The organism is Sulfitobacter sp. SH22 (genome assembly GCF_965641905.1).
GTDB lineage: Bacteria > Pseudomonadota > Alphaproteobacteria > Rhodobacterales > Rhodobacteraceae > Sulfitobacter.
On sequence record NZ_OZ282573.1, the window covers coordinates 1161142 to 1179090 of the forward strand.

Below are 17949 nucleotides of genomic sequence, written 5' to 3' on the forward strand. Positions count from 1 at the left end.
ACTCATTTATGCGGCCTTTCGTTCGAATGCCAAGGGGCTTTTCCCGCCGAGCGATGAGTGACGTCGGCGTGGATTATAGAAGCCATTGATATACTGGAATATCGCGCCTTCTGCCTGGCGGCGTGTGTCCCAACGATTGCGCCAGATCAGCTCTGCCTTGATGGATTTGAAGAATGTCTCAACCATCGCATTGTCGTAACAATTGCCCTTGCCGCTCATCGAGACCTTGAAGCCGTGCTTTGACAGGCGGCGCTGATACTCGTTGGAACAGTATTGCGACCCGCGATCCGTATGGTGAATGCAGCCTTCGGGCGGTTGCCGTAGCGCCACAGCCATGTCCAACGCCCGGATCGCCAAATCCCGTTTCATGCGGTTGCTGACAGCCCAGCCGATGACGCGGCGAGAGTAGAGGTCGAGGATGACAGCCAGATATAGCCAGCCTTCGCTGGTCCAGATGTAACTTATATCACCGGCCCATTTCTGGTTCGGGCCATCCGCAGTGAAGTCCTGATCCAGCAGGTTGGGCGCGATGTTGAACGTGTGATCGCTATCTGTTGTGACCTTATATTTTTGGGTCCTGACGACCTTGATGCCGTTCTCGCGCATCAAACGGCCCACACGCCCGTGGCCGACGCTCAGCCCCAGTTCTTGCAGTTCTTCAGTCATCCGTGGGCGTCCGTAGCTTTGCAGGCTAAGCCGATGCTGCTCACGGATGTGGGCGAGAAGTACCATATCATCTCGCTGCCGTTGGCTCATTGGGCGTATCCGCCACGCACGAAACCCACGAGACGTGACCTGCATGATACGGCAGAGAAATTCTACGGGCCAAGCTTCCTTCCAGGCGTCGATGAAGGCGAACCTCACCGGCTTTCGCCTGCAAAGAAGATTGCCGCCTTTTTTAGCACTTCCCTCTCCTCGCGCAGTAGCCGGACTTCTTTGCGAAGGCGGATGTTTTCCTTCTCAACATCCTCATGCGGCCCAGACATCAGATCGTCGTGCTGATGTTGCTGAACCCACTTGTTCAGCGTGGAGACGCCAACCCCTAAATCCGATGAAAGCTGCGGGCGCGTTAAGCCGCTGGTCGTCGCCATTCGCACAGCATCACGCCGAAACTCGTCTGTGTATCGCTTTGCCATTCCTTATCTCCTTCATAGCAAACATTGCTCGAAAGAGACCGGAACTAAAACGGGGCAAGACCAGGTAAACACATGCAGGGTATTCATCTGCCGGTCCACGACCGCGTGGTCACTGACCCAGCCCCCCATCAACAGATAGGTGCGCAGCAAGGGCGGCATCTGGAGTGTGGCGGATTTTCTATCGGAATCCGCCGGTGCAAGATCCGCGAACCGCAAAACCTCGCGGGCCACTTCGCGCGGGTGCCATGCGGGCGGAGCCAGATGGCGTTCGGCCAGCACCCCGAACGCATCCAGAAACCCGCTCGGATCGGTGCCTTTGAAGGACGTGCAGCCAAACAGCAACCTGATCCCCACCGCATCGACAAAGCGGGTCATGGCGGCCCAGGCGATGCGCACCACATCGGGGTCCGACACATCGGGATGCACGCAAAAACGGCCCAGCTCCATCATCTTGCCGTCAAACAGCGCCAAGCGATCCAGCCCGTAAAACTGTGCGGCATAGCTGTCCTTGATCGCCCGCCCTTCGAATACACCGATACGAAAGCAGCAGGCAAGCCGCCCGGTGTCGCGGTCGCGCACCAGAATATGGCGTTGGTCTGCATCAAAGGAATCGGCATCAAGCGCCGCGTTCAGGCCAAAGGCCCGCGCCCTAAGCGCTTGGGCGACTTCAATATCCTGCGGTAGCCTTGCGGTGGAAACCTCGTAACGCCCCCGGCTCATGGCGAGCATGTCCACATGGGCACCCCCGCCCAAGGTTTTATGCCTTAGCCTGCAATACCGGCGGGGTTGAACCGGCCGATGTTACCCAAAAGCTGGCGGATAAAGGATTTGTCGCTGACCGGCGAACTGGTCACACGGCGGTCAAGTGTGATGACATTGCCCCGCTCCAGACCAAAACGTTCAACATTCTGCACCACCCCGTTGGAGCTGAAGCTGATGGCAACGACTTCGCGCTCGATCACCTTGGGCTCCAGAAAGCCGATCGCCTTGCGGCGCGAGCGTACATAGTAATAGCCCGAATTCTTGAGCAGCCCGGCCGAGGCAGGCACACCCACTGTTGCAGCAACAGTCTCGCGGGTGTCCTTGCCCACGGTAATCTGGTCAAGGTCTTCCTGAAGCGGGATATAGCCATGGTTTTGGTACTGCGGCGTGCAGGCCCCAAGCGTAAGACCAACGCTTACCAGAGCGGCGGTCATCAGTGTCTTTGTGACATGGCGGTTGATACGCATTCTTGCTGCCCTCTTGCCCTTGGGGATCATGGCTTTTATCTCGCATACACCAAGCATGCCCTATGGTTCAAGAAACGAAAGCAAAACATCATGTCTCGCACGCCCCCAACATCTACTGCATTGCGCGTTGCAGATCTGCCCCAAAACGCTGATACCCCTTTTTCCTTGCGCCCTGACGCCGACAGACTGCGCCAGATCGCGGATGAGCTGGGCCTGACAACTTTGCGAAAATTATCCTTCGAGGGAAAGCTGACAGCCCTTGGGAAAACCGATTGGCGTCTCGAAGGCCGTCTTGGGGCGACTGTTGTGCAGCCTTGCGTTGTGACTCTTGAGCCCGTGATGACCCGTATTGACGCCAATATCACGCGGTTGTTCGTCAAAGACTATATAGAGCCCGAAGAACCAGAGGCCGAAATGCCCGAGGATGACGCCAGCGAACGGCTGGGCACCTGGATCGACCCCGCGGTGGTGATGATCGAGGCATTGGCGCTTGAGGTCCCCGAATACCCCCGTGCGGCCGGCGCAGAGCTGGGACAGGCCGTCTATACCGAACCTGGTGCCGCGCCGATGACCGACGAAGATGCGCGGCCCTTTGCAGGCTTGGCGCAGCTGCGCGAAAAACTCGAAGACCCGAAAGACTGAATTGACCGGCGATTGGGGGTAAAACGGGGTTGCATCGGCGAGGTTTCGCAGTATTTTGCGCCCTTCACCCCAATTAAGGTTGGACATCGGATAGGCTTCGGCCTAAACGCACGTCACGCCCAAACCGGGAGTTGATCTGAAACACGGTCGTCTTTGGCTACATGCCGCTGAACGACCCCGAAGGCAAAGGCACCAGATATGGCTGTCCAACAGAATAAAGTATCCAAGTCGCGTCGCAATAACCGTCGTGCACACGATTCGCTGACCGCTGCGAACCCAAACGAATGCAACAACTGTGGTGAACTGAAGCGTCCACACCACATTTGTGCGGCCTGTGGTCACTACGATGACAATCAAGTCATCGCTCAAAACGAAGAGATCGACCTAGACGAAGACGCGGCGTAAGCTGTTATCTTCAACCGCGGTTTAAAAAAGGCTTCGCACCAGATGACGGTTTCGTCCGATCAGCCTATAGCGAACGCTCAGCGTACCCTCATTTCAGTTGATGCGATGGGGGGCGATCAGGGCCCGGCAATTGTTGTTGCCGGGTGCTCTGAGTCTGCGGCTAAGAATCCGAACATCAGCTTTGTGCTGCATGGCCCTGCTGAAACGCTGGAACCTCTGGTTGCCAAGCGCCCCGAACTTGCGGGCCGTTGTACGGTGCGTGATGCCGTTGGCGTTGTGACCATGGATGACAAGCCCAGCAATGTCGTGCGCAATGGCAAAGACACCTCCATGTGGTCTGCCATCGAATCTGTCCGCACCGGCGAGGCATCCGTCGCCGTCAGTTGCGGAAACACCGGCGCATTGATGGCGATATCAATGATCCGGCTGAAAAAATTGCCCGGCGTGAACCGCCCTGCGATTGCCGTGCTTTACCCTTCTACCGGTCCGCAAGGTTTTAATGTCTTGCTGGATGTCGGCGCGGATGTCCGTGCGGATGCCGATGACCTGTTGCGCTTTGCCTTGATGGGCAAATCCTACGCCCGAAACGGCATGGACATCCAACGCCCGCGCATCGGGCTTTTGAATGTCGGCACCGAAGAACACAAAGGCCGCACCGAATTGAAAGAAGCCTTCGAGCTGATTCGTGATGCCGCTGACGCTGCCGAATTCGATTTCGTGGGTTTCGTCGAAGGCGGCGATATCTCGGGCGATGTGGCTGACGTGATCGTGACCGACGGGTTTACCGGCAATATCGCAATCAAGACCGGCGAAGGTACTGCCACATTGATCAGCAAAGGCCTGCGCGAAGCCTTTAAACATTCGATTTGGTCACGCATGGCCGCAGTGCTGGCCTATGGCTCGCTGCGTCGTGTCAGCAAACGTTTTGACCCCCGCCGCGTCAACGGTGGTGTGTTTCTGGGGCTGAACGGCACTGTCGTAAAATCCCATGGCGCTGCCGATGCAACAGGCGTATCCTCGGCAATCAAGCTGGCCGCACGTTTGGCGGACAGTGAATTTACCAACCGGCTTGCGGCACGCGTAGCGACCGCCCCACCGGTGAAAGAGACCGAAGAATGACCATACGATCTGTTGTAATTGGTTCGGGGCATTATCTGCCCAAACGTATTGTCGAAAACGCCGAGTTCGAGGGCAAGATTGACACCGATGACGAATGGATCAGGTCGCGCTCCGGCATCGAGCGGCGGCATTTCGTTAGCGAAGGTGAAACCACCTCGACCATGGCCACCGCTGCTGCGCGCATCGCGCTGGAAGAAGCGGGTAAAACCCCCGCCGACGTTGATGCGATCATTCTGGCGACCTCAACCGCCGATCTGACCTTCCCCTCTGCCGCCACGATGGTGCAGGCGCAACTGGGCATGGAAAACGGCTTTGCCTTTGATGTGCAGGCCGTTTGCGCCGGGTTCATCTTTGCGCTGTCCAACGCCAATGCGCTGATTGTATCCGGTCAGGCCAAACGCGTGCTGGTCATCGGCTCCGAGACGTTCTCCAAGATCATGGACTGGACCGACCGCAGCACCAGCGTATTGTTCGGTGACGGTGCCGGCGCGTTGCTGCTTGAGGCCCAGGAAGGCACAGGCACCCCTGCCGACCGTGGCATCCTGTCGACGGATCTGAATTCGGACGGGCGCTATCGCGACCTGCTGTATGTCGATGGTGGAATCAGCACAGGCACAACCGGTTACCTTCGGATGCAGGGGAATCAGGTGTTTCGCCATGCGGTTGAAAAGCTGGCCGCCACGGCGACCACCGCGATGGAACGCGCAGGCGTCACCGCCGAAGATGTCGACTGGATCGTGCCGCATCAGGCAAATATCCGTATAATTCAAGGCACTGCAAAGAAATTGAACCTCCCGATGGAGCAAGTCGTCGTGACCGTACAAGACCACGGCAACACCTCGGCGGCGTCAATTCCGCTGGCGCTGTCGGTCGGCAAACAGCGCGGCCAGATCAAGCAAGGCGACCTTGTCGTGACCGAAGCAATCGGCGGCGGGCTGGCTTGGGGCGCAGTCGTCCTGCGCTGGTAATCCGGCTTTTTGCCGCGCAAACAGGGCCTTACGACCCATAGTTGTTGACAGTTCAAAACATCCCTGCCTATGCTCATCGAAAATACATGGGGGATAGAATGGCCGACAAAACGTTGACCCGGATGGATCTAAGCGAAGCTGTCTTTCGCGAAGTAGGTCTGTCCCGGAATGAAAGCGCGCAGCTGGTAGAGGCCGTTCTTGAACATATGTCCGACGCCTTGGTTCAAGGCGAGCAGGTCAAAATCTCGTCCTTCGGGACGTTCTCGGTCCGCGACAAATCTGCCCGCGTCGGCCGCAATCCAAAAACAGGCGAGGAAGTTCCGATCAATCCCCGCCGCGTTCTGACATTTCGCCCGTCCCATTTGATGAAGGACCGGGTCGCAGACGGAAACAAGCGTTGATCTGATGTCCAAGTCTCCGGACGCATTCCGTACGATCTCAGAAGTCGCAGATTGGTTGGGCATTCAGGCCCATGTCCTGCGGTTTTGGGAAAGCAAATTCACCCAGGTTAAGCCCATAAAACGGGCCGGTGGGCGGCGGTATTACCGTCCCGCCGACATGCTGCTGCTTGGCGGCATCAAACGGATGTTGCACGACGACGGGCTGACCATCAAAGGCGTCCAGAAAGTCTTGCGCGAAGAAGGCATGAACTATGTCGCCGCAATGTCCGCGCCGCTGGACGAACTGACACAAGCCGAATTTGCCGAGGCCCCGACCAACGCCACCATCGACGCGGTGGCCTCCCCGCCGGACCCCGAAAGCTCCGAAAGAATCGAAAACGTCGTGCTGCCCTTTGATGCCGCGCGTGCCGCTGAAACGGAACAGCCCGAAGCACTGCAAACCGCGCCCGAGGATCACGAACCCGCAGAAATCGGCGTCGAAGATGCGACGCAAGAAGATGGGGCGCAAGAAGATGGGGCGCAACCTGCTGAAAACAAACAGGTTGATCCGGAAACCCAACCAATTCTGGACGCCGCTACCGATATTGCGCCGCAATCCGGCGATGCCAAACCCGCCGCGGCTGATACCCGACCCGAAGATACATCCCCGTCCAGGCAAACCGCCACTCCGACACAAGACGCGCCGCAAGACGCGCCCAAGCCCAAGCCGCGTATCATCGACGTCTCGATCGACTTTGCCGAGGAAGACATCCCCGCCAAAGCCGGCGCGGTTTCTTCGGCACGCAACCTTCGAAAACTAAGCCCTGATGCCGCTGCCGACATAGCCCCCCTGCTCTCGCGGCTTTCAAAATTGCGCGCAGCTATGGGCTCGGGGCGCAGTCTTGTGGCAAAAGACTGAAACGACATGCGCTTTGCGGCAATTCCCCCTTGCGCACCCGCGATTATCAGGTATTTACGCCGTCATGTCGGGCTATGGCGCAGCCTGGTAGCGCGTCCGTCTGGGGGACGGAAGGTCGCAGGTTCGAGTCCTGCTAGCCCGACCAACCGACATAAAACAAACGCCCGCGCCTTTCACGGTGCGGGTGTTTGCATTTGAAAGGTCCAGCTATGGGCGGTGTGATTCCAAACCAGCAAATCCGCGACATGATCGACGCAGGCCAGATCACCGGCAGCCTGCCTGTGGATCCGGCGCAGATTCAACCCGCCAGCCTTGATATGCGCCTGGGGACAGTGGCCTACCGCGTACGGGCCTCGTTCCTTGCCGGTCATGGTGCCAAAGTCGCCGACCGTCTGGCCGAATTTGAAATGCATCGGGTTGACCTGACAAACGGGGCCGTACTGGAGAAGGGCTGCGTTTACGTTGTGCCCCTGATGGAAGAACTCTCCCTGCCCGATGATGTCTCCGCTGTCGCCAATGCCAAAAGCTCGACCGGCCGGCTTGACCTGCTGACCCGCACCATCACCGATGGCGGCACCGAATTCGACCGCGTGAACCCCGGCTACACCGGACCGCTTTATGCCGAAATCTGCCCGCGCTCCTTCTCGGTGCTTGTGCGCCCCGGCATGCGCCTGAACCAGATCCGCTTCTCAACCGGCGATGCCACACTGAACGACGCCGCCCTGCGCCAGCTCCACGCCGATACTCCCCTGGTGGACGGTGAGGCCGTGATCGACGATGGCTTGGGCTTCTCCGTCGATCTGCGCCTGCCAAACACCACCTTGGTCGGCTACCGCGCCAAACCGCACACCGGGGTGATCGATCTGGACAAGATCGGCCATTACGCCCCCGCCGACTATTGGGAAGAAGTACACAGCGACAACGGTCAGATCATCCTCGACCCCGGCGCGTTCTATATTCTTGTCAGCCGCGAGGCCGTGACGATTCCCCCCGAATATGCCGCCGAAATGGCCCCCTATCTGGCGATGGTGGGTGAGTTCCGTGTGCATTATGCGGGGTTCTTCGATCCGGGCTTTGGCCACGACCAGTCCGGCGGTGCCGGATCACGCGGCGTGCTCGAAGTCCGCTGCCACGAGGCCCCCTTCGTGCTGGAACACGGTCAGGTCGTCGGACGTCTGGTCTATGAAAAAATGGCGATCATCCCGACGCAACTTTACGGGTCCGGCATCGCCTCGAACTACCAGGGTCAGGGCCTCAAGCTCAGCAAACACTTTGCAGTGCCCCGCTAAGCCCCTTCTCTGGCTCTGAAATATCCCGGGGGACGCCCCTTGGGGCGGGGGGCAGCGCCCCCTACCTTCACCTAGAAACGGCCCAAACGGCGCATGGTCTTGAGCATCTGGCGTGATTGCTTGCCCTGCGCGCGCGCGGCATGTTCGCGGCGGGCGTCTTCCTCGGGCGACACATCAGGCTGAACAGCCGAACCGCGTTTCCCTTTGCCGATCTTGGAGGCCTGATCAAAGCCAAAGTTCACACCCCGGTTGATCAATTGCCCCATGACGCGGCGCAGTATCATATTCACAATCTGGTTCATGTTTCGACCTCGTTATTTCGCGCAACTCTGTCTCTTGCCTAGAACATAGCGATCACTAAGGCAATTTTCAGGCCACTTGCCGATTTAATCCTCGAAAAGCTCGCTCTGGCCGTCCACCTCGTCGCCCTCGTCTTCTTCGCCCGTCATCAGCGGAAGACCACCAAAGGCAGGGCGGCTCTCCAGCAATCCGGCAGACCGCAGCTCTTTCAACCCGGGCAGATCGCGCGGGCTTTCCAACCCGAAATGCGCCAGGAAACCTTGGGTGACCACAAATGTGACGGGCCGCCCCGGTGTCATTTTGCGCCGGCCAAAGCGGATCCAGTCCAGTTCTAACAGTTGATCCAACGTGCCCCGCGACACGGACACGCCCCGAATTTCCTCGATCTCGGCGCGGGTGGCGGGCTGGTGATAGGCGATGATCGCCAGGGTCTCGATTGCGGCACGCGACAGTTTGCGCACCTCGACCGTTTCTTTTTGCATCAGATACCCCAGATCGGCGGCGGTGCGCATGGCATAGGCATCGCCGATCCTGGCCACCTGCACGCCGCGCCCCTCATAGCGTTTGCGCAGATGCACCATCGCTTCGGCGGCATCGCAGCCATGGGGCAGACGGGTTTCGATCTCGCGCAATGTTATCGGCTCCGCGACGGCAAAAAGGATCGCTTCCAACATGCGTTCCTGTTCGGCCACAGGCGGGGCTTCGAACAGGCTTTCTTCTTTCTCTTCAATCGCTTCACTCACGACGTTTTTCCCTTTTACGCAGCTCGATCGGGGCAAAAATCTCTGACTGGCGGATCTCCAGATGACCCTCTTTGACCAGTTCAAGCGAGGCCGCAAAAGTCGAGGCCGTGGCCGAACGGCGCATCACCGGGTCATCGCCCCAACCCTCCGGCAAATAGCTGGTCAGATCGCCCCAGTCCCCCGCAAATCCGATCAACCCGCGCATCCGCTCCAGCGCCTGTTCCATGGTGAACACTTTTTCGCGGTCCATCACAAAGGGGCGGAAATCATCGCGGGTTCGGATACGGGCATAGCCTTGCATCAGGTCCAGCAAGGTCGCGCTATAGGTGACGCGGCGCGTGCGCTTGACCTCGTGGGTCTGGCCGCGGGCAAAGAAATCGCGCCCCAGCTGGTCGCGCGCCATCAGCCGTGCGGCGGCATCGCGCATCGCCTGCAAGCGTTCCAGCTGGAATGCCAGATGGGCGGCCAGTTCTTCGCCCGAGGGGCCTTCTTCGGTCGGGTCAGGCGGCAAGAGCAGACGCGATTTCAGAAACGCCAGCCACGCCGCCATCACCAGATAATCCGCCGCCAGTTCCAGCCGCAGCGCCTTGGCCTTTTCCACAAACAGCAGATATTGCCGCGCCAGTTGCAGAACCGATATTTTGCGTAAATCGACCTTTTGGGTGCGGCTGAGGGTCAGCAAAAGGTCCAATGGCCCCTCGAACCCGTCCACATCCACGATCAGCGCTTCAGCGGCCAGCCTTTCGGCGACCGTTGTCTGGTCTTCCTCAAAAAGGTTTTCAGCCATGCCATTCCCCGCCCAAAAGCGCGTCAAGCTTCGCAGTCAGGGCGGAAATGTCAATCTCGTCTGGTGTTTTGCGCATGGCAAGCGCGCGTTCGGCGCGGATTTGTGCGGCATCCGTCATTTCGCCCGCCGCATCTGCGACCATCCTGCGGTCCTCAAGCGAGGCATTGCAGTACAAGATCACATCGCATCCCGCCGCTAAGGCATCGCGGCTGATCTGGTCAACACTGCCCGCAAGCGCCTTCATCGAAATGTCATCGGTCATGATCAGGTTATCAAATCCGATCTCGTCCCGGATCAACTGCATCATCACCGGTGACAATGTCGCAGGGCGCGGATCAATCGCATCATATACCAGATGCGCGGTCATCCCCATCGGCAGGTCGTTCAGCGCCTTGAAGGGGGCGAAATCGCACTCCGATAGCTCAGCCCGGGCAGCGCCGACCAAGGGCAGGTCAAAATGGCTGTCCATCGTCGCGCGCCCGTGACCGGGCATGTGTTTGACCACAGGCAACACCCCGCCCGCCAACATCCCGTCAGCCGCCGCGCGGCCCAATATGGCCACCTGCGTCGGATCGGTCCCATAGCAGCGGTTGCGCAAGAATTCATGGGTTTGCGGGCCTGCAACATCGACCATGGGGGCGCAGTTGCTGTCGATCCCCACGGCAAATAACTCCTGAGCAATCAGACGAAAGCGCAGGTACATCGCTTGGGGCGCATTGGCACCGGCGGCCTGCACGAAATCAAGCGGGGCTGTCCAGTCGCGCCAGACCGGACCCCGCAAACGCTGCACACGCCCGCCTTCCTGATCGACGGTAATCACCGCATTATGCCCCGCCGCTTCGCGCATTTCGGCGCATAGCGCACGCACCTGATCGGGGGTGTCGATATTGCGGGCGAACAGGATAAACCCAAAGGGTTTCACCGCACGGAACAACGCCTTTTCCTGCGCGGTCAAACGCAGGCCGGTCGCATCCAGTATCGTCGCACCAAAGCGCATTAGCGGGTCACGACAGGGATACAATCCGCGTTCTCGGCAACCAGTGCGGAGCAAAAGCGGCGCGCGTCGGCAATGTCTTCGAACCCATGCGCGCGCAAACGGTAAAACGTGCGCCCGCCACTGCTGGCTTCCTGAACGATGCGCGATTTTCCTTCCAGATAGGCCCCGAAACGACCGTTCAGCTTGTCCCACTGGCTGCGCGCGATCTCGGGCGAGTCAAAGGCACCAAGCTGCACCAGCCGCGTGCCCGCAGGCAGGCTGTCGGCGGCCAGTTCTTTGACAGAGGATGGTGCGCCGCTGTCATAGGCCGCTGGTGTCACCACGGCCCGCACGGCAGGCCGCGTTTTCGGGCGCAACGATGCTTTCACCCCAGGTTCGGCGACCATCGCCACAGCAACCGCATTCGACACAGCCATGTCCAAGACTGACGTGTCGATCGACATACTGGCATTGATCGGCTCTAGCGGGGCATCATCCAGCGGCTCCATGCCGTCGGTCAACTGGGCAACCAGATCGTCGACATTACCGCTTTTCAGGGCGGCGCTCACATCGGGGGTCGGGTTTTTCGGGGCTGGAACCTGTGGCGCAGTTGCAACCATCGACGCCAGAACGGGTTGGTCTTCATCGGCCAGATCAAGCGCTCTGGGGGCCAGAATGACTTGATCGGCCAGCTGATCCGCCGTCCCTTCCGAGGCAACGGCATTCACCGACAGCCCCTGGTTTTGCGCCAGTTGGCCACCGGGGTTCTTTGGGCGCACACGCATGTCGCCCTGGGCCGCACGCACGACCGGAATACCCGTGACATCGCGTACCAGCAGCTTGTAGCCCCAGACACCGATCCCGACAATCAGCGCCACGGACATCGCGGCACCTGCCACATTTGTCAGCTTTGCCAACGGGTTACCCTGCGCAGGACGCACGGCATAGATATCGGACTCTGCGTGGTATCCCCCACCACGGGGGGAAGACGTGTAATCTGCCATTTCTGCCTCACTGCCCGCCACTCGTTTAATCGGCGCGGGTCTGTAGTTTGAATTTGCCTGTCCAGCGGGCGTGCGATTAACGCATCTCTTCCGCCGGGGTCACACCAAGAATACCAAGACCTGACGCAATTACAATCGCCGCGGCCTTTGCCAGCGCGATTTTTGCCTGAGACACAGCCGCGTCCTCCTGCAAGAACCGCAAGGACGGGTCATCATTGCCCCGGTTCCAAAGCCCGTGGAAATCGCCTGCCAGCTCGTAGAGATAGAAGGCGATCCGGTGCGGTTCATTGCTGCGGGCTGCTGTTTCAACCAGACGCGGCCATTCGGCCAGCTTGCCTGCCAGCTTTAGTTCTGCCTCGTGATCCAGCAGGGACAAATCCGCAGCTTGCATGGTCGCCATATCCGTGGCGATGCCGGCCTCGGCGGCCTTGCGCAGAACCGAATTCACCCGCGCATGGGCGTATTGCACATAAAACACAGGGTTTTCGCGGGATTGCTCAAGTACCTTGGCAAAGTCGAAATCCAACATCGCGTCGTTCTTGCGGGTCAGCATCACAAAACGGGTCACATCAGGGCCAACCTGATCCACCACATCGCGCAGGGTCACAAAGGTCCCTGCCCGCTTGGACATCTTGAATTCCTTGCCGTCCTTGAACAGCTTTACCAACTGCGTCAGCTTGATATCCAGCGGCACAGTGCCACCAGATAGCGCCGATACCGCCGCCTTCATCCGTTTGACATAGCCGCCGTGGTCGGCCCCGAACACATCAATCAACATGTCAAAGCCGCGCTGCACCTTGTCATAGTGATAGGCGATATCGGGCGCGAAATAGGTCCAGCCCCCGTCGGATTTCATCACAGGGCGGTCCACGTCATCACCATGCTCGGTCGATTTGAACAAGGTCTGCTCGCGGGCTTCCCAATCTTCGGGCAGCTTGCCTTTTGGCGGCTCAAGCACGCCTTCATAGATCAGACCCTTTGATTTCAGGTCTTCAATCGCCGCCTCAATCAGGCCGGTGCCGTAAAGCGATTTTTCGGAAAAGAACACATCCATCTTGACGCCCAAAGACGCCAGATCGGCGCGGATCAGCTCCATCATTGCTTCGGTGGCAAAGTTGCGCACGTCTTCCAGCCAGACATCTTCGTCCTTGCCGATATAGGCATCGCCCACCTTGGCTTTCAGCGCCTCGCCGACCTCGATCAGATAGTCGCCGGGATAGGTGCCTTCGGGCCAATCGACAGAAAGATCATGCGCCTCAAGATAGCGGTTGTAGACAGACCGCGCCAAAACATCGACCTGCGCCCCGCCGTCGTTGATGTAATATTCACGCGTGACGTCAAAGCCCGCGAAATCCAGCAAGGATGCCAAAGCATCGCCAAAAACCGCGCCACGGGTGTGGCCCACATGCAGCGGCCCGGTCGGGTTGGCGGACACGTATTCAACGTTCACCCGCTTGCCCTTGCCCAATTCACCGCGACCAAAATCAACGCCCTCGGCCAGTACAGCCCCCACAACACCCTGCCAGACAGACGGGGCAAGACGCAGGTTCAAGAACCCCGGCCCTGCGACCTCGGCTGATGTGATCCGCGGGTCTTCAGCCAGCTTTTCCGCCAGTTTATCGGCAATCTCGCGGGGTTTCATGCCTGCCGGTTTGGCCAGTACCATCGCCGCGTTGGTGGCCATATCGCCGTGGGCCGCATCGCGGGGCGGCTCCACCGTGATGGCGTCAAAGCTCAGGCCGGCGGGCAAGAACCCGTCAGCAACAAGTGCATCAAGTGTGGACAGCACATGGGTGCGGATATCGGCAAATAGGTTCATTTGGGGCTTTCCTTCGTCTTAGGCCCGTGTATCACCTGAAAAACCGCCAAACATCAAGGGCGCTTAGCCTTTGATCAGCCGTTCATGTTCCTGAAGCGCAAAGCGGTCGGTCATCCCCGAGATATAATCGCTGACAATCCGCGCAAGGGCTGTGTCGTTCTCAGCCTCTTCGACATCCTTGCGCCATTGCTTGGGCAGCTCTTCGGGATGGGCGCAGAAATGCGGGAACAAGTCATTGACCACCTGCGTCACCTGCTTGCGCATGATCACGACAGACGGCGCACGGTACATCCGGTCGAACAAAAACGCGCGGATCACCTTGAGGTCCTGAAACACAGGGTCCGAAAACCGGATCAACGTCCGGCCCGCCATACGAATATCGGTTGCGGATTGCGGCTGCATTTCGTCCAGACGGATCCGCGCAAAGTTTATCACGTCCTCGACCAGCACACCAAAGAAACGGCGCAGCGCTTCGTGACGGCGGCGGTAATAGTTCAGGCCGGGGTACAAACGGTCCACCTCGGCAAAGTTGCGGTCAAGAATGGGCAGCTTGGCCAGCTCGTCGGTCGAAAACAGCTCGGCGCGCAGCCCGTCGTGCAGATCATGGTGGTTATAGGCCACATCATCGGCAATCGCGGCCACCTGTGCCTCGGCGCTGGCATAGGTGCCCAGCTCCAGATCATGCTGGCGGCCATAAACCTCCAATGCCCAAGGCAGCGGGCCCGTGACCGGACCGTTATGCTTGGCCAGTCCCTCCAGAGTCTCCCAGGTCAGGTTCAACCCGTCGAATTCCGCGTAATGCCGCTCCAGATGCGTCACGATGCGGATCGCCTGCGCATTGTGATCAAACCCGCCATAGGGCAGCATCAACGCCTGCAACGCGTCCTCTCCGGTGTGACCAAAGGGCGGATGGCCCAGATCATGGGCCAATGCCACCGCCTCGGTCAGCTCCGCGTTCAAGCCCAATGCCCCCGAAATCGTGCGCGCCACTTGGGCCACCTCGATCGAATGGGTCAGCCGCGTGCGGTAATAATCGCCCTCGTGTTCAATGAACACCTGCGTCTTGTGCTTGAGCCGGCGAAAGGCGCTGGCGTGAATAATCCGGTCACGATCCCGCTGAAAGCAAGACCGGAAGGTGCTTTCCTCCTCCGGCATCAACCGTCCCCGGGTCGCTGCCGGATCAGAGGCAAAAGAAGCGCGCATGATCAGTGGTCCTTGTGGCCTGTCCTATGGCTTTCTATATTGTAACCAACGACAGATGGAAACCGATCACACCGGAGCCCGAAAATGAACCTGCCCCCCAAAGTTACATCCCGTGCTTTTGACCGCCTTGCCGAAATCGGTGCGGCGGCTGATGGCAAGGCCCTGCGCGTCGCCGTCGAAGGCGGCGGATGTTCAGGCTTTCAATATGAAATCATCCTGGACGCCCCCAAAGACGATGACATGATCCTCGAAGGGGCCGGCCAAAAGGTCGTCGTCGACAGCATCTCCCTGCCGTTTCTGGCAAATGCGACAATCGACTTCTCCGAAGAACTCATCGGCGCGCGTTTCGTGATCGAAAATCCGAACGCCACCAGCGCCTGCGGCTGCGGCACCTCCTTTTCGATGTAACACCCCGCCTCGGGGTTTCATTTTGCCAAATAAACTCCCGCCGGAGGCTGGCCTCATGCCAATGAGGCCATTTCTGCCGTTGCAGCCCGGGCAAACCCCTCAAAAAAGGCGTCAAACATCGGGCTGGAGCGTTCAGCCGCAACAATCACCTGTTGCGCGTCCCCGCCAAGATCCGAAAAAACCCGGCCCCGCATCCGCGACCAATCCGGCACCCTGTCAGAGCCGAGATCGAACAGGGTTTCAGACAAGCGGCGCAATGCCCCTTGCCCGCTCAAAGCCCCCTGAACGGCCACCTGCCCCGTCGGCACAGGGCTGGCAAATGCGCGTGAACCGGTCATGTGCGCCAACCATCCGGTGACCAGATAACCGTGATAGGCGTCATTCGCAGCGCCCTGCCCGCCATTTACCAACCTGCAGGAATGATGGGCGTCCTGAACCAAACCCTCCCAGATCGGACTTGGCGTGAGGCCTGAAAACCGCAGCGCGGCGCAGATTTCAGCCAGCAAATCAATATCTTGATCCAGAAAAGCAAGCAGCCCGGCATATTCAAGGCTAACAGCCGCCTTGTCGCTCAACTGCGGATCAACATGCCCGTAATCGCTGAGGTAGAAAACAATATGGGCCAGTTCATAGGCCGCTTTCTTGTTGGGCAAGGCAAAGGTGTCCGACCGGTCTATGAAACGGTGCAAGCGGTCCGGCAAATAGCCATCGCAAGGGTCGGGCCTGACGCCACGCCGCGCCAAAAGCCGCGCGGCTTCGCCCCTTTGCAGATCCGACAATTCCGCCTCTGGCGCGCCCTGCGTTGCAACCCAACTGCACAAGGCTTCGCCCTGATTGCTGCCCGCGCCCAGATCCTCAAGGTCCAGACAGATTGACAGGAAAAAGCGGTAGTACTGCGGAAAAAATTCTAGCTGTGTGCGGATCGCTTCGTAAAACGGTGCATAGGGTGCCAGAGCCTCTGCCCCGACCTGCGCCCGCATGCTGACCAGAATGCCCAGCCATTCGGCATTTTCCTTCAGCCAGAACACATCCCCCCGCGCCCGGCGCTGGTTGGCGACCATTGAGGTCAGGCTGCCAAAACCGGCGGGATTGACGCCGTTGCGCGGCATGAAAGAAAGAACATTCGACATAGACGGCCCCCGAAGATGCCCTGCGCCACATCGGGCACAGGGCCGTTACAAAACGAAGATCAGCAGCTGGTGGTAAACAGCTCCACCAGATGCCCCGATGACATAGCGGTCCCCGCAGGGGTGCAGCTGGTGGTAAACAGGTCGGTCCCCCCGCCTGTCGCCATATCGGTAGGTCCGGCGCTGGCCCCTGTCGTAAACAGGTCAGTTCCCCCACCCCCATGAAGCGAGGTCCGGTCCGATGGTGCGGCGGTGAAAAGTGTTTCTTCAACATAGGCAAATGCAGTCATGTAAGGTCCTCTTCGAAATTAGATTTTCAACCAATTGCGAGCGAATGCTCCAATTGCCCAATAATTAATCTCAAAAGTAGTTACTCGTGCGTTAACTGCCATTTTAGCGCGAATTTCGGCGGGTTCCGTGTATCAAATCCGTTTCGGACCATCGGGAAAATTCTATTAAAAACAACGGCACACAGCGGAACGCTCGAAGCTATCTCAACCGGCATCCTGACGTTTCCGGAATTTTTAAAATCCGCGCCCCTCCGCAATTCTGCCCCGAATCAGGGGCAATTCCAGCGCTATTTTAACGGACCGCGCTCTTGCCCCACTGCACAGGATACGCGATAGCTGGAGCCTATCTTTGCCAGGGGGCCAGCCATGAAAATTGCAACGTTCAACATCAACGGGATCAAGGCACGGATCGACGCGCTGCCCCAATGGCTGGACGAGGCGCAGCCCGATGTTGCGATCCTGCAAGAGATCAAATCCGTCGATGAAAATTTCCCCCGCGAGATATTCGAAGAGCGCGGATATAATGTTGAAACCCACGGGCAAAAATCGTTCAACGGGGTGGCGATCCTGTCAAAACTGCCGCTCGAAGACGTGACACGCGGCCTGCCCGGCGATGAAGCCGACGATCAGGCGCGCTATATCGAGGCCTCGGTCATGGGGGACAAACAGGCCATCCGCATTTGCGGCCTGTATCTGCCCAATGGCAATCCGGTCGAGCTCGACAGCGCAGGCCAGCCCGTAGAGGGCGGGAAATACGCCTATAAACTGGCGTGGATGCAGCGCCTGCACGACCGCGCCAGCGCCCTGCTGGCCGAAGAAACGCCGTTTCTGATGACTGGCGATTTCAACATCATCCCCCAGGCCGAAGACGCCGCGACCCCCGATGCCTGGCGCGAGGATGCGTTGTTTCGGCTTGAATCGCGCACGGCCTGGCGGCGTTTGTTGGTCCTTGGCCTGACCGATGCATTCCGTGCGCGCACCCAAGGGCCCGGCCATTACAGCTTTTGGGATTATCAGGCCGGGGCATGGAACCGCAACAACGGCATCCGCATCGACCATTTTCTGCTCAGCCCCGCTGTGGCGGATTGTTTGCGCGACTGCCAGATCGACAAGGACGTGCGCGGCCGTGAAAAGCCGTCCGACCACGTGCCTGTTTGGGTTGATCTGGATATCTAGCCACAGCTTCCCCCTGAAAGCTGCGGGTT

General features: G+C 59.1%; 21 protein-coding genes and 1 tRNA gene. 10 read left to right on the plus strand and 12 right to left on the minus strand.

The window, feature by feature from the left end; translation table 11 throughout:
* Positions 1-6: 6 nt before the first annotated feature.
* From ACSQ13_RS07665 to ACSQ13_RS07675, 3 genes are all read right to left on the minus strand, one after another.
* A protein-coding gene (locus ACSQ13_RS07665; RefSeq protein WP_295513100.1) for an IS3 family transposase occupies positions 7-1136 on the minus strand; the annotation gives its coding sequence in 2 pieces (ribosomal slippage) (positions 7-890 and positions 890-1136; 1131 coding nt in all).
* A gap of 12 nt (positions 1137-1148) precedes the next feature.
* Positions 1149-1865: a GNAT family N-acetyltransferase gene (locus tag ACSQ13_RS07670; RefSeq protein ID WP_295512318.1), complete on the minus strand. Its 717-nt coding sequence runs from the start codon at positions 1863-1865 to the stop codon at positions 1149-1151.
* Between the two features lie 35 nt (positions 1866-1900).
* Complete coding sequence (locus tag ACSQ13_RS07675) at positions 1901-2365, minus strand: outer membrane protein assembly factor BamE (protein WP_176249195.1); 465 nt, start codon at positions 2363-2365, stop codon at positions 1901-1903.
* Between the two features lie 90 nt (positions 2366-2455).
* Between ACSQ13_RS07675 and ACSQ13_RS07680 the strand changes: the two genes are divergently transcribed.
* The 8 genes from ACSQ13_RS07680 (at position 2456) to ACSQ13_RS07715 (ending at position 8087) form a co-directional block, all read left to right on the plus strand.
* A complete protein-coding gene (locus tag ACSQ13_RS07680; protein WP_295512315.1) occupies positions 2456-3007 on the plus strand; it encodes a YceD family protein in 552 nt (183 codons plus the stop codon).
* 198 nt (positions 3008-3205) lie between these two features.
* Positions 3206-3412 (plus strand): 50S ribosomal protein L32, encoded by a 207-nt coding sequence (gene rpmF / locus ACSQ13_RS07685; RefSeq protein ID WP_176249197.1) that lies wholly within the window; start codon positions 3206-3208, stop codon positions 3410-3412.
* Positions 3413-3454: 42 nt separating this feature from the next.
* Positions 3455-4531: a phosphate acyltransferase PlsX gene (gene plsX / locus ACSQ13_RS07690; protein ID WP_295512313.1), complete on the plus strand. Its 1077-nt coding sequence runs from the start codon at positions 3455-3457 to the stop codon at positions 4529-4531.
* Positions 4528-5499, plus strand: coding sequence for a beta-ketoacyl-ACP synthase III (locus ACSQ13_RS07695; protein WP_176249199.1), 972 nt, complete (start codon positions 4528-4530; stop codon positions 5497-5499). The genes plsX and ACSQ13_RS07695 overlap by 4 nt, the downstream gene beginning before the upstream one ends.
* A gap of 98 nt (positions 5500-5597) precedes the next feature.
* Positions 5598-5900 carry an integration host factor subunit alpha gene (ihfA, locus tag ACSQ13_RS07700; protein WP_219578341.1) on the plus strand — a complete coding sequence of 101 codons (303 nt, stop codon included), beginning with the start codon at positions 5598-5600 and terminating at the stop codon, positions 5898-5900.
* Between the two features lie 4 nt (positions 5901-5904).
* Positions 5905-6798, plus strand: a complete 894-nt coding sequence (locus ACSQ13_RS07705; RefSeq protein ID WP_295512311.1) for a MerR family transcriptional regulator — start codon at positions 5905-5907, stop codon at positions 6796-6798.
* A gap of 68 nt (positions 6799-6866) precedes the next feature.
* Positions 6867-6943, plus strand: a tRNA-Pro gene (locus ACSQ13_RS07710).
* Between the two features lie 64 nt (positions 6944-7007).
* Positions 7008-8087, plus strand: coding sequence for a 2'-deoxycytidine 5'-triphosphate deaminase (locus ACSQ13_RS07715; RefSeq protein ID WP_295512309.1), 1080 nt, complete (start codon positions 7008-7010; stop codon positions 8085-8087).
* Between the two features lie 71 nt (positions 8088-8158).
* Here ACSQ13_RS07715 and ACSQ13_RS07720 read toward each other — a convergent pair whose 3' ends face one another.
* From ACSQ13_RS07720 to ACSQ13_RS07750, 7 genes are all read right to left on the minus strand, one after another.
* The gene (locus ACSQ13_RS07720) at positions 8159-8389 is read right to left on the minus strand and encodes a hypothetical protein (RefSeq protein WP_176249203.1); all 231 of its coding nucleotides are present in this window, start codon (positions 8387-8389) and stop codon (positions 8159-8161) included.
* A gap of 84 nt (positions 8390-8473) precedes the next feature.
* A complete protein-coding gene (gene scpB / locus ACSQ13_RS07725; RefSeq protein WP_373029642.1) occupies positions 8474-9061 on the minus strand; it encodes an SMC-Scp complex subunit ScpB in 588 nt (195 codons plus the stop codon).
* Positions 9062-9122: 61 nt separating this feature from the next.
* On the minus strand, positions 9123-9917 hold the full coding sequence (locus tag ACSQ13_RS07730; protein WP_176249205.1) for a segregation and condensation protein A: 795 nt from the start codon (positions 9915-9917) through the stop codon (positions 9123-9125).
* Positions 9910-10914 carry a beta-N-acetylhexosaminidase gene (gene nagZ / locus ACSQ13_RS07735; RefSeq protein WP_176249206.1) on the minus strand — a complete coding sequence of 335 codons (1005 nt, stop codon included), beginning with the start codon at positions 10912-10914 and terminating at the stop codon, positions 9910-9912. The genes ACSQ13_RS07730 and nagZ overlap by 8 nt, the downstream gene beginning before the upstream one ends.
* Positions 10914-11897 carry an SPOR domain-containing protein gene (locus ACSQ13_RS07740; protein WP_295512306.1) on the minus strand — a complete coding sequence of 328 codons (984 nt, stop codon included), beginning with the start codon at positions 11895-11897 and terminating at the stop codon, positions 10914-10916. Before ACSQ13_RS07740 ends, nagZ begins: the two co-directional genes overlap by 1 nt.
* Before the next feature lie 76 nt (positions 11898-11973).
* Positions 11974-13716: an arginine--tRNA ligase gene (argS, locus tag ACSQ13_RS07745; protein WP_295512304.1), complete on the minus strand. Its 1743-nt coding sequence runs from the start codon at positions 13714-13716 to the stop codon at positions 11974-11976.
* 63 nt (positions 13717-13779) lie between these two features.
* Positions 13780-14919 (minus strand): deoxyguanosinetriphosphate triphosphohydrolase, encoded by a 1140-nt coding sequence (locus ACSQ13_RS07750; RefSeq protein WP_295512302.1) that lies wholly within the window; start codon positions 14917-14919, stop codon positions 13780-13782.
* 84 nt (positions 14920-15003) lie between these two features.
* On the opposite strand from ACSQ13_RS07750, the gene ACSQ13_RS07755 reads away from it, so the two are divergent.
* Entirely contained in the window at positions 15004-15327 is a 324-nt protein-coding gene (locus ACSQ13_RS07755) for a HesB/IscA family protein (protein ID WP_176249209.1), read from the plus strand.
* A gap of 53 nt (positions 15328-15380) precedes the next feature.
* Here the strand turns inward: ACSQ13_RS07755 and ACSQ13_RS07760 are convergent, their stop codons facing one another.
* On the minus strand, positions 15381-16457 hold the full coding sequence (locus ACSQ13_RS07760) for a DUF6902 family protein (RefSeq protein ID WP_176249210.1): 1077 nt from the start codon (positions 16455-16457) through the stop codon (positions 15381-15383).
* A gap of 59 nt (positions 16458-16516) precedes the next feature.
* Positions 16517-16744 (minus strand): DUF6749 family protein, encoded by a 228-nt coding sequence (locus tag ACSQ13_RS07765; RefSeq protein WP_176249211.1) that lies wholly within the window; start codon positions 16742-16744, stop codon positions 16517-16519.
* A 366-nt stretch (positions 16745-17110) separates the two neighbouring features.
* On the opposite strand from ACSQ13_RS07765, the gene xth reads away from it, so the two are divergent.
* Positions 17111-17920: an exodeoxyribonuclease III gene (xth, locus tag ACSQ13_RS07770; protein ID WP_295512300.1), complete on the plus strand. Its 810-nt coding sequence runs from the start codon at positions 17111-17113 to the stop codon at positions 17918-17920.
* The last annotated feature ends 29 nt before the right edge of the window (positions 17921-17949 follow it).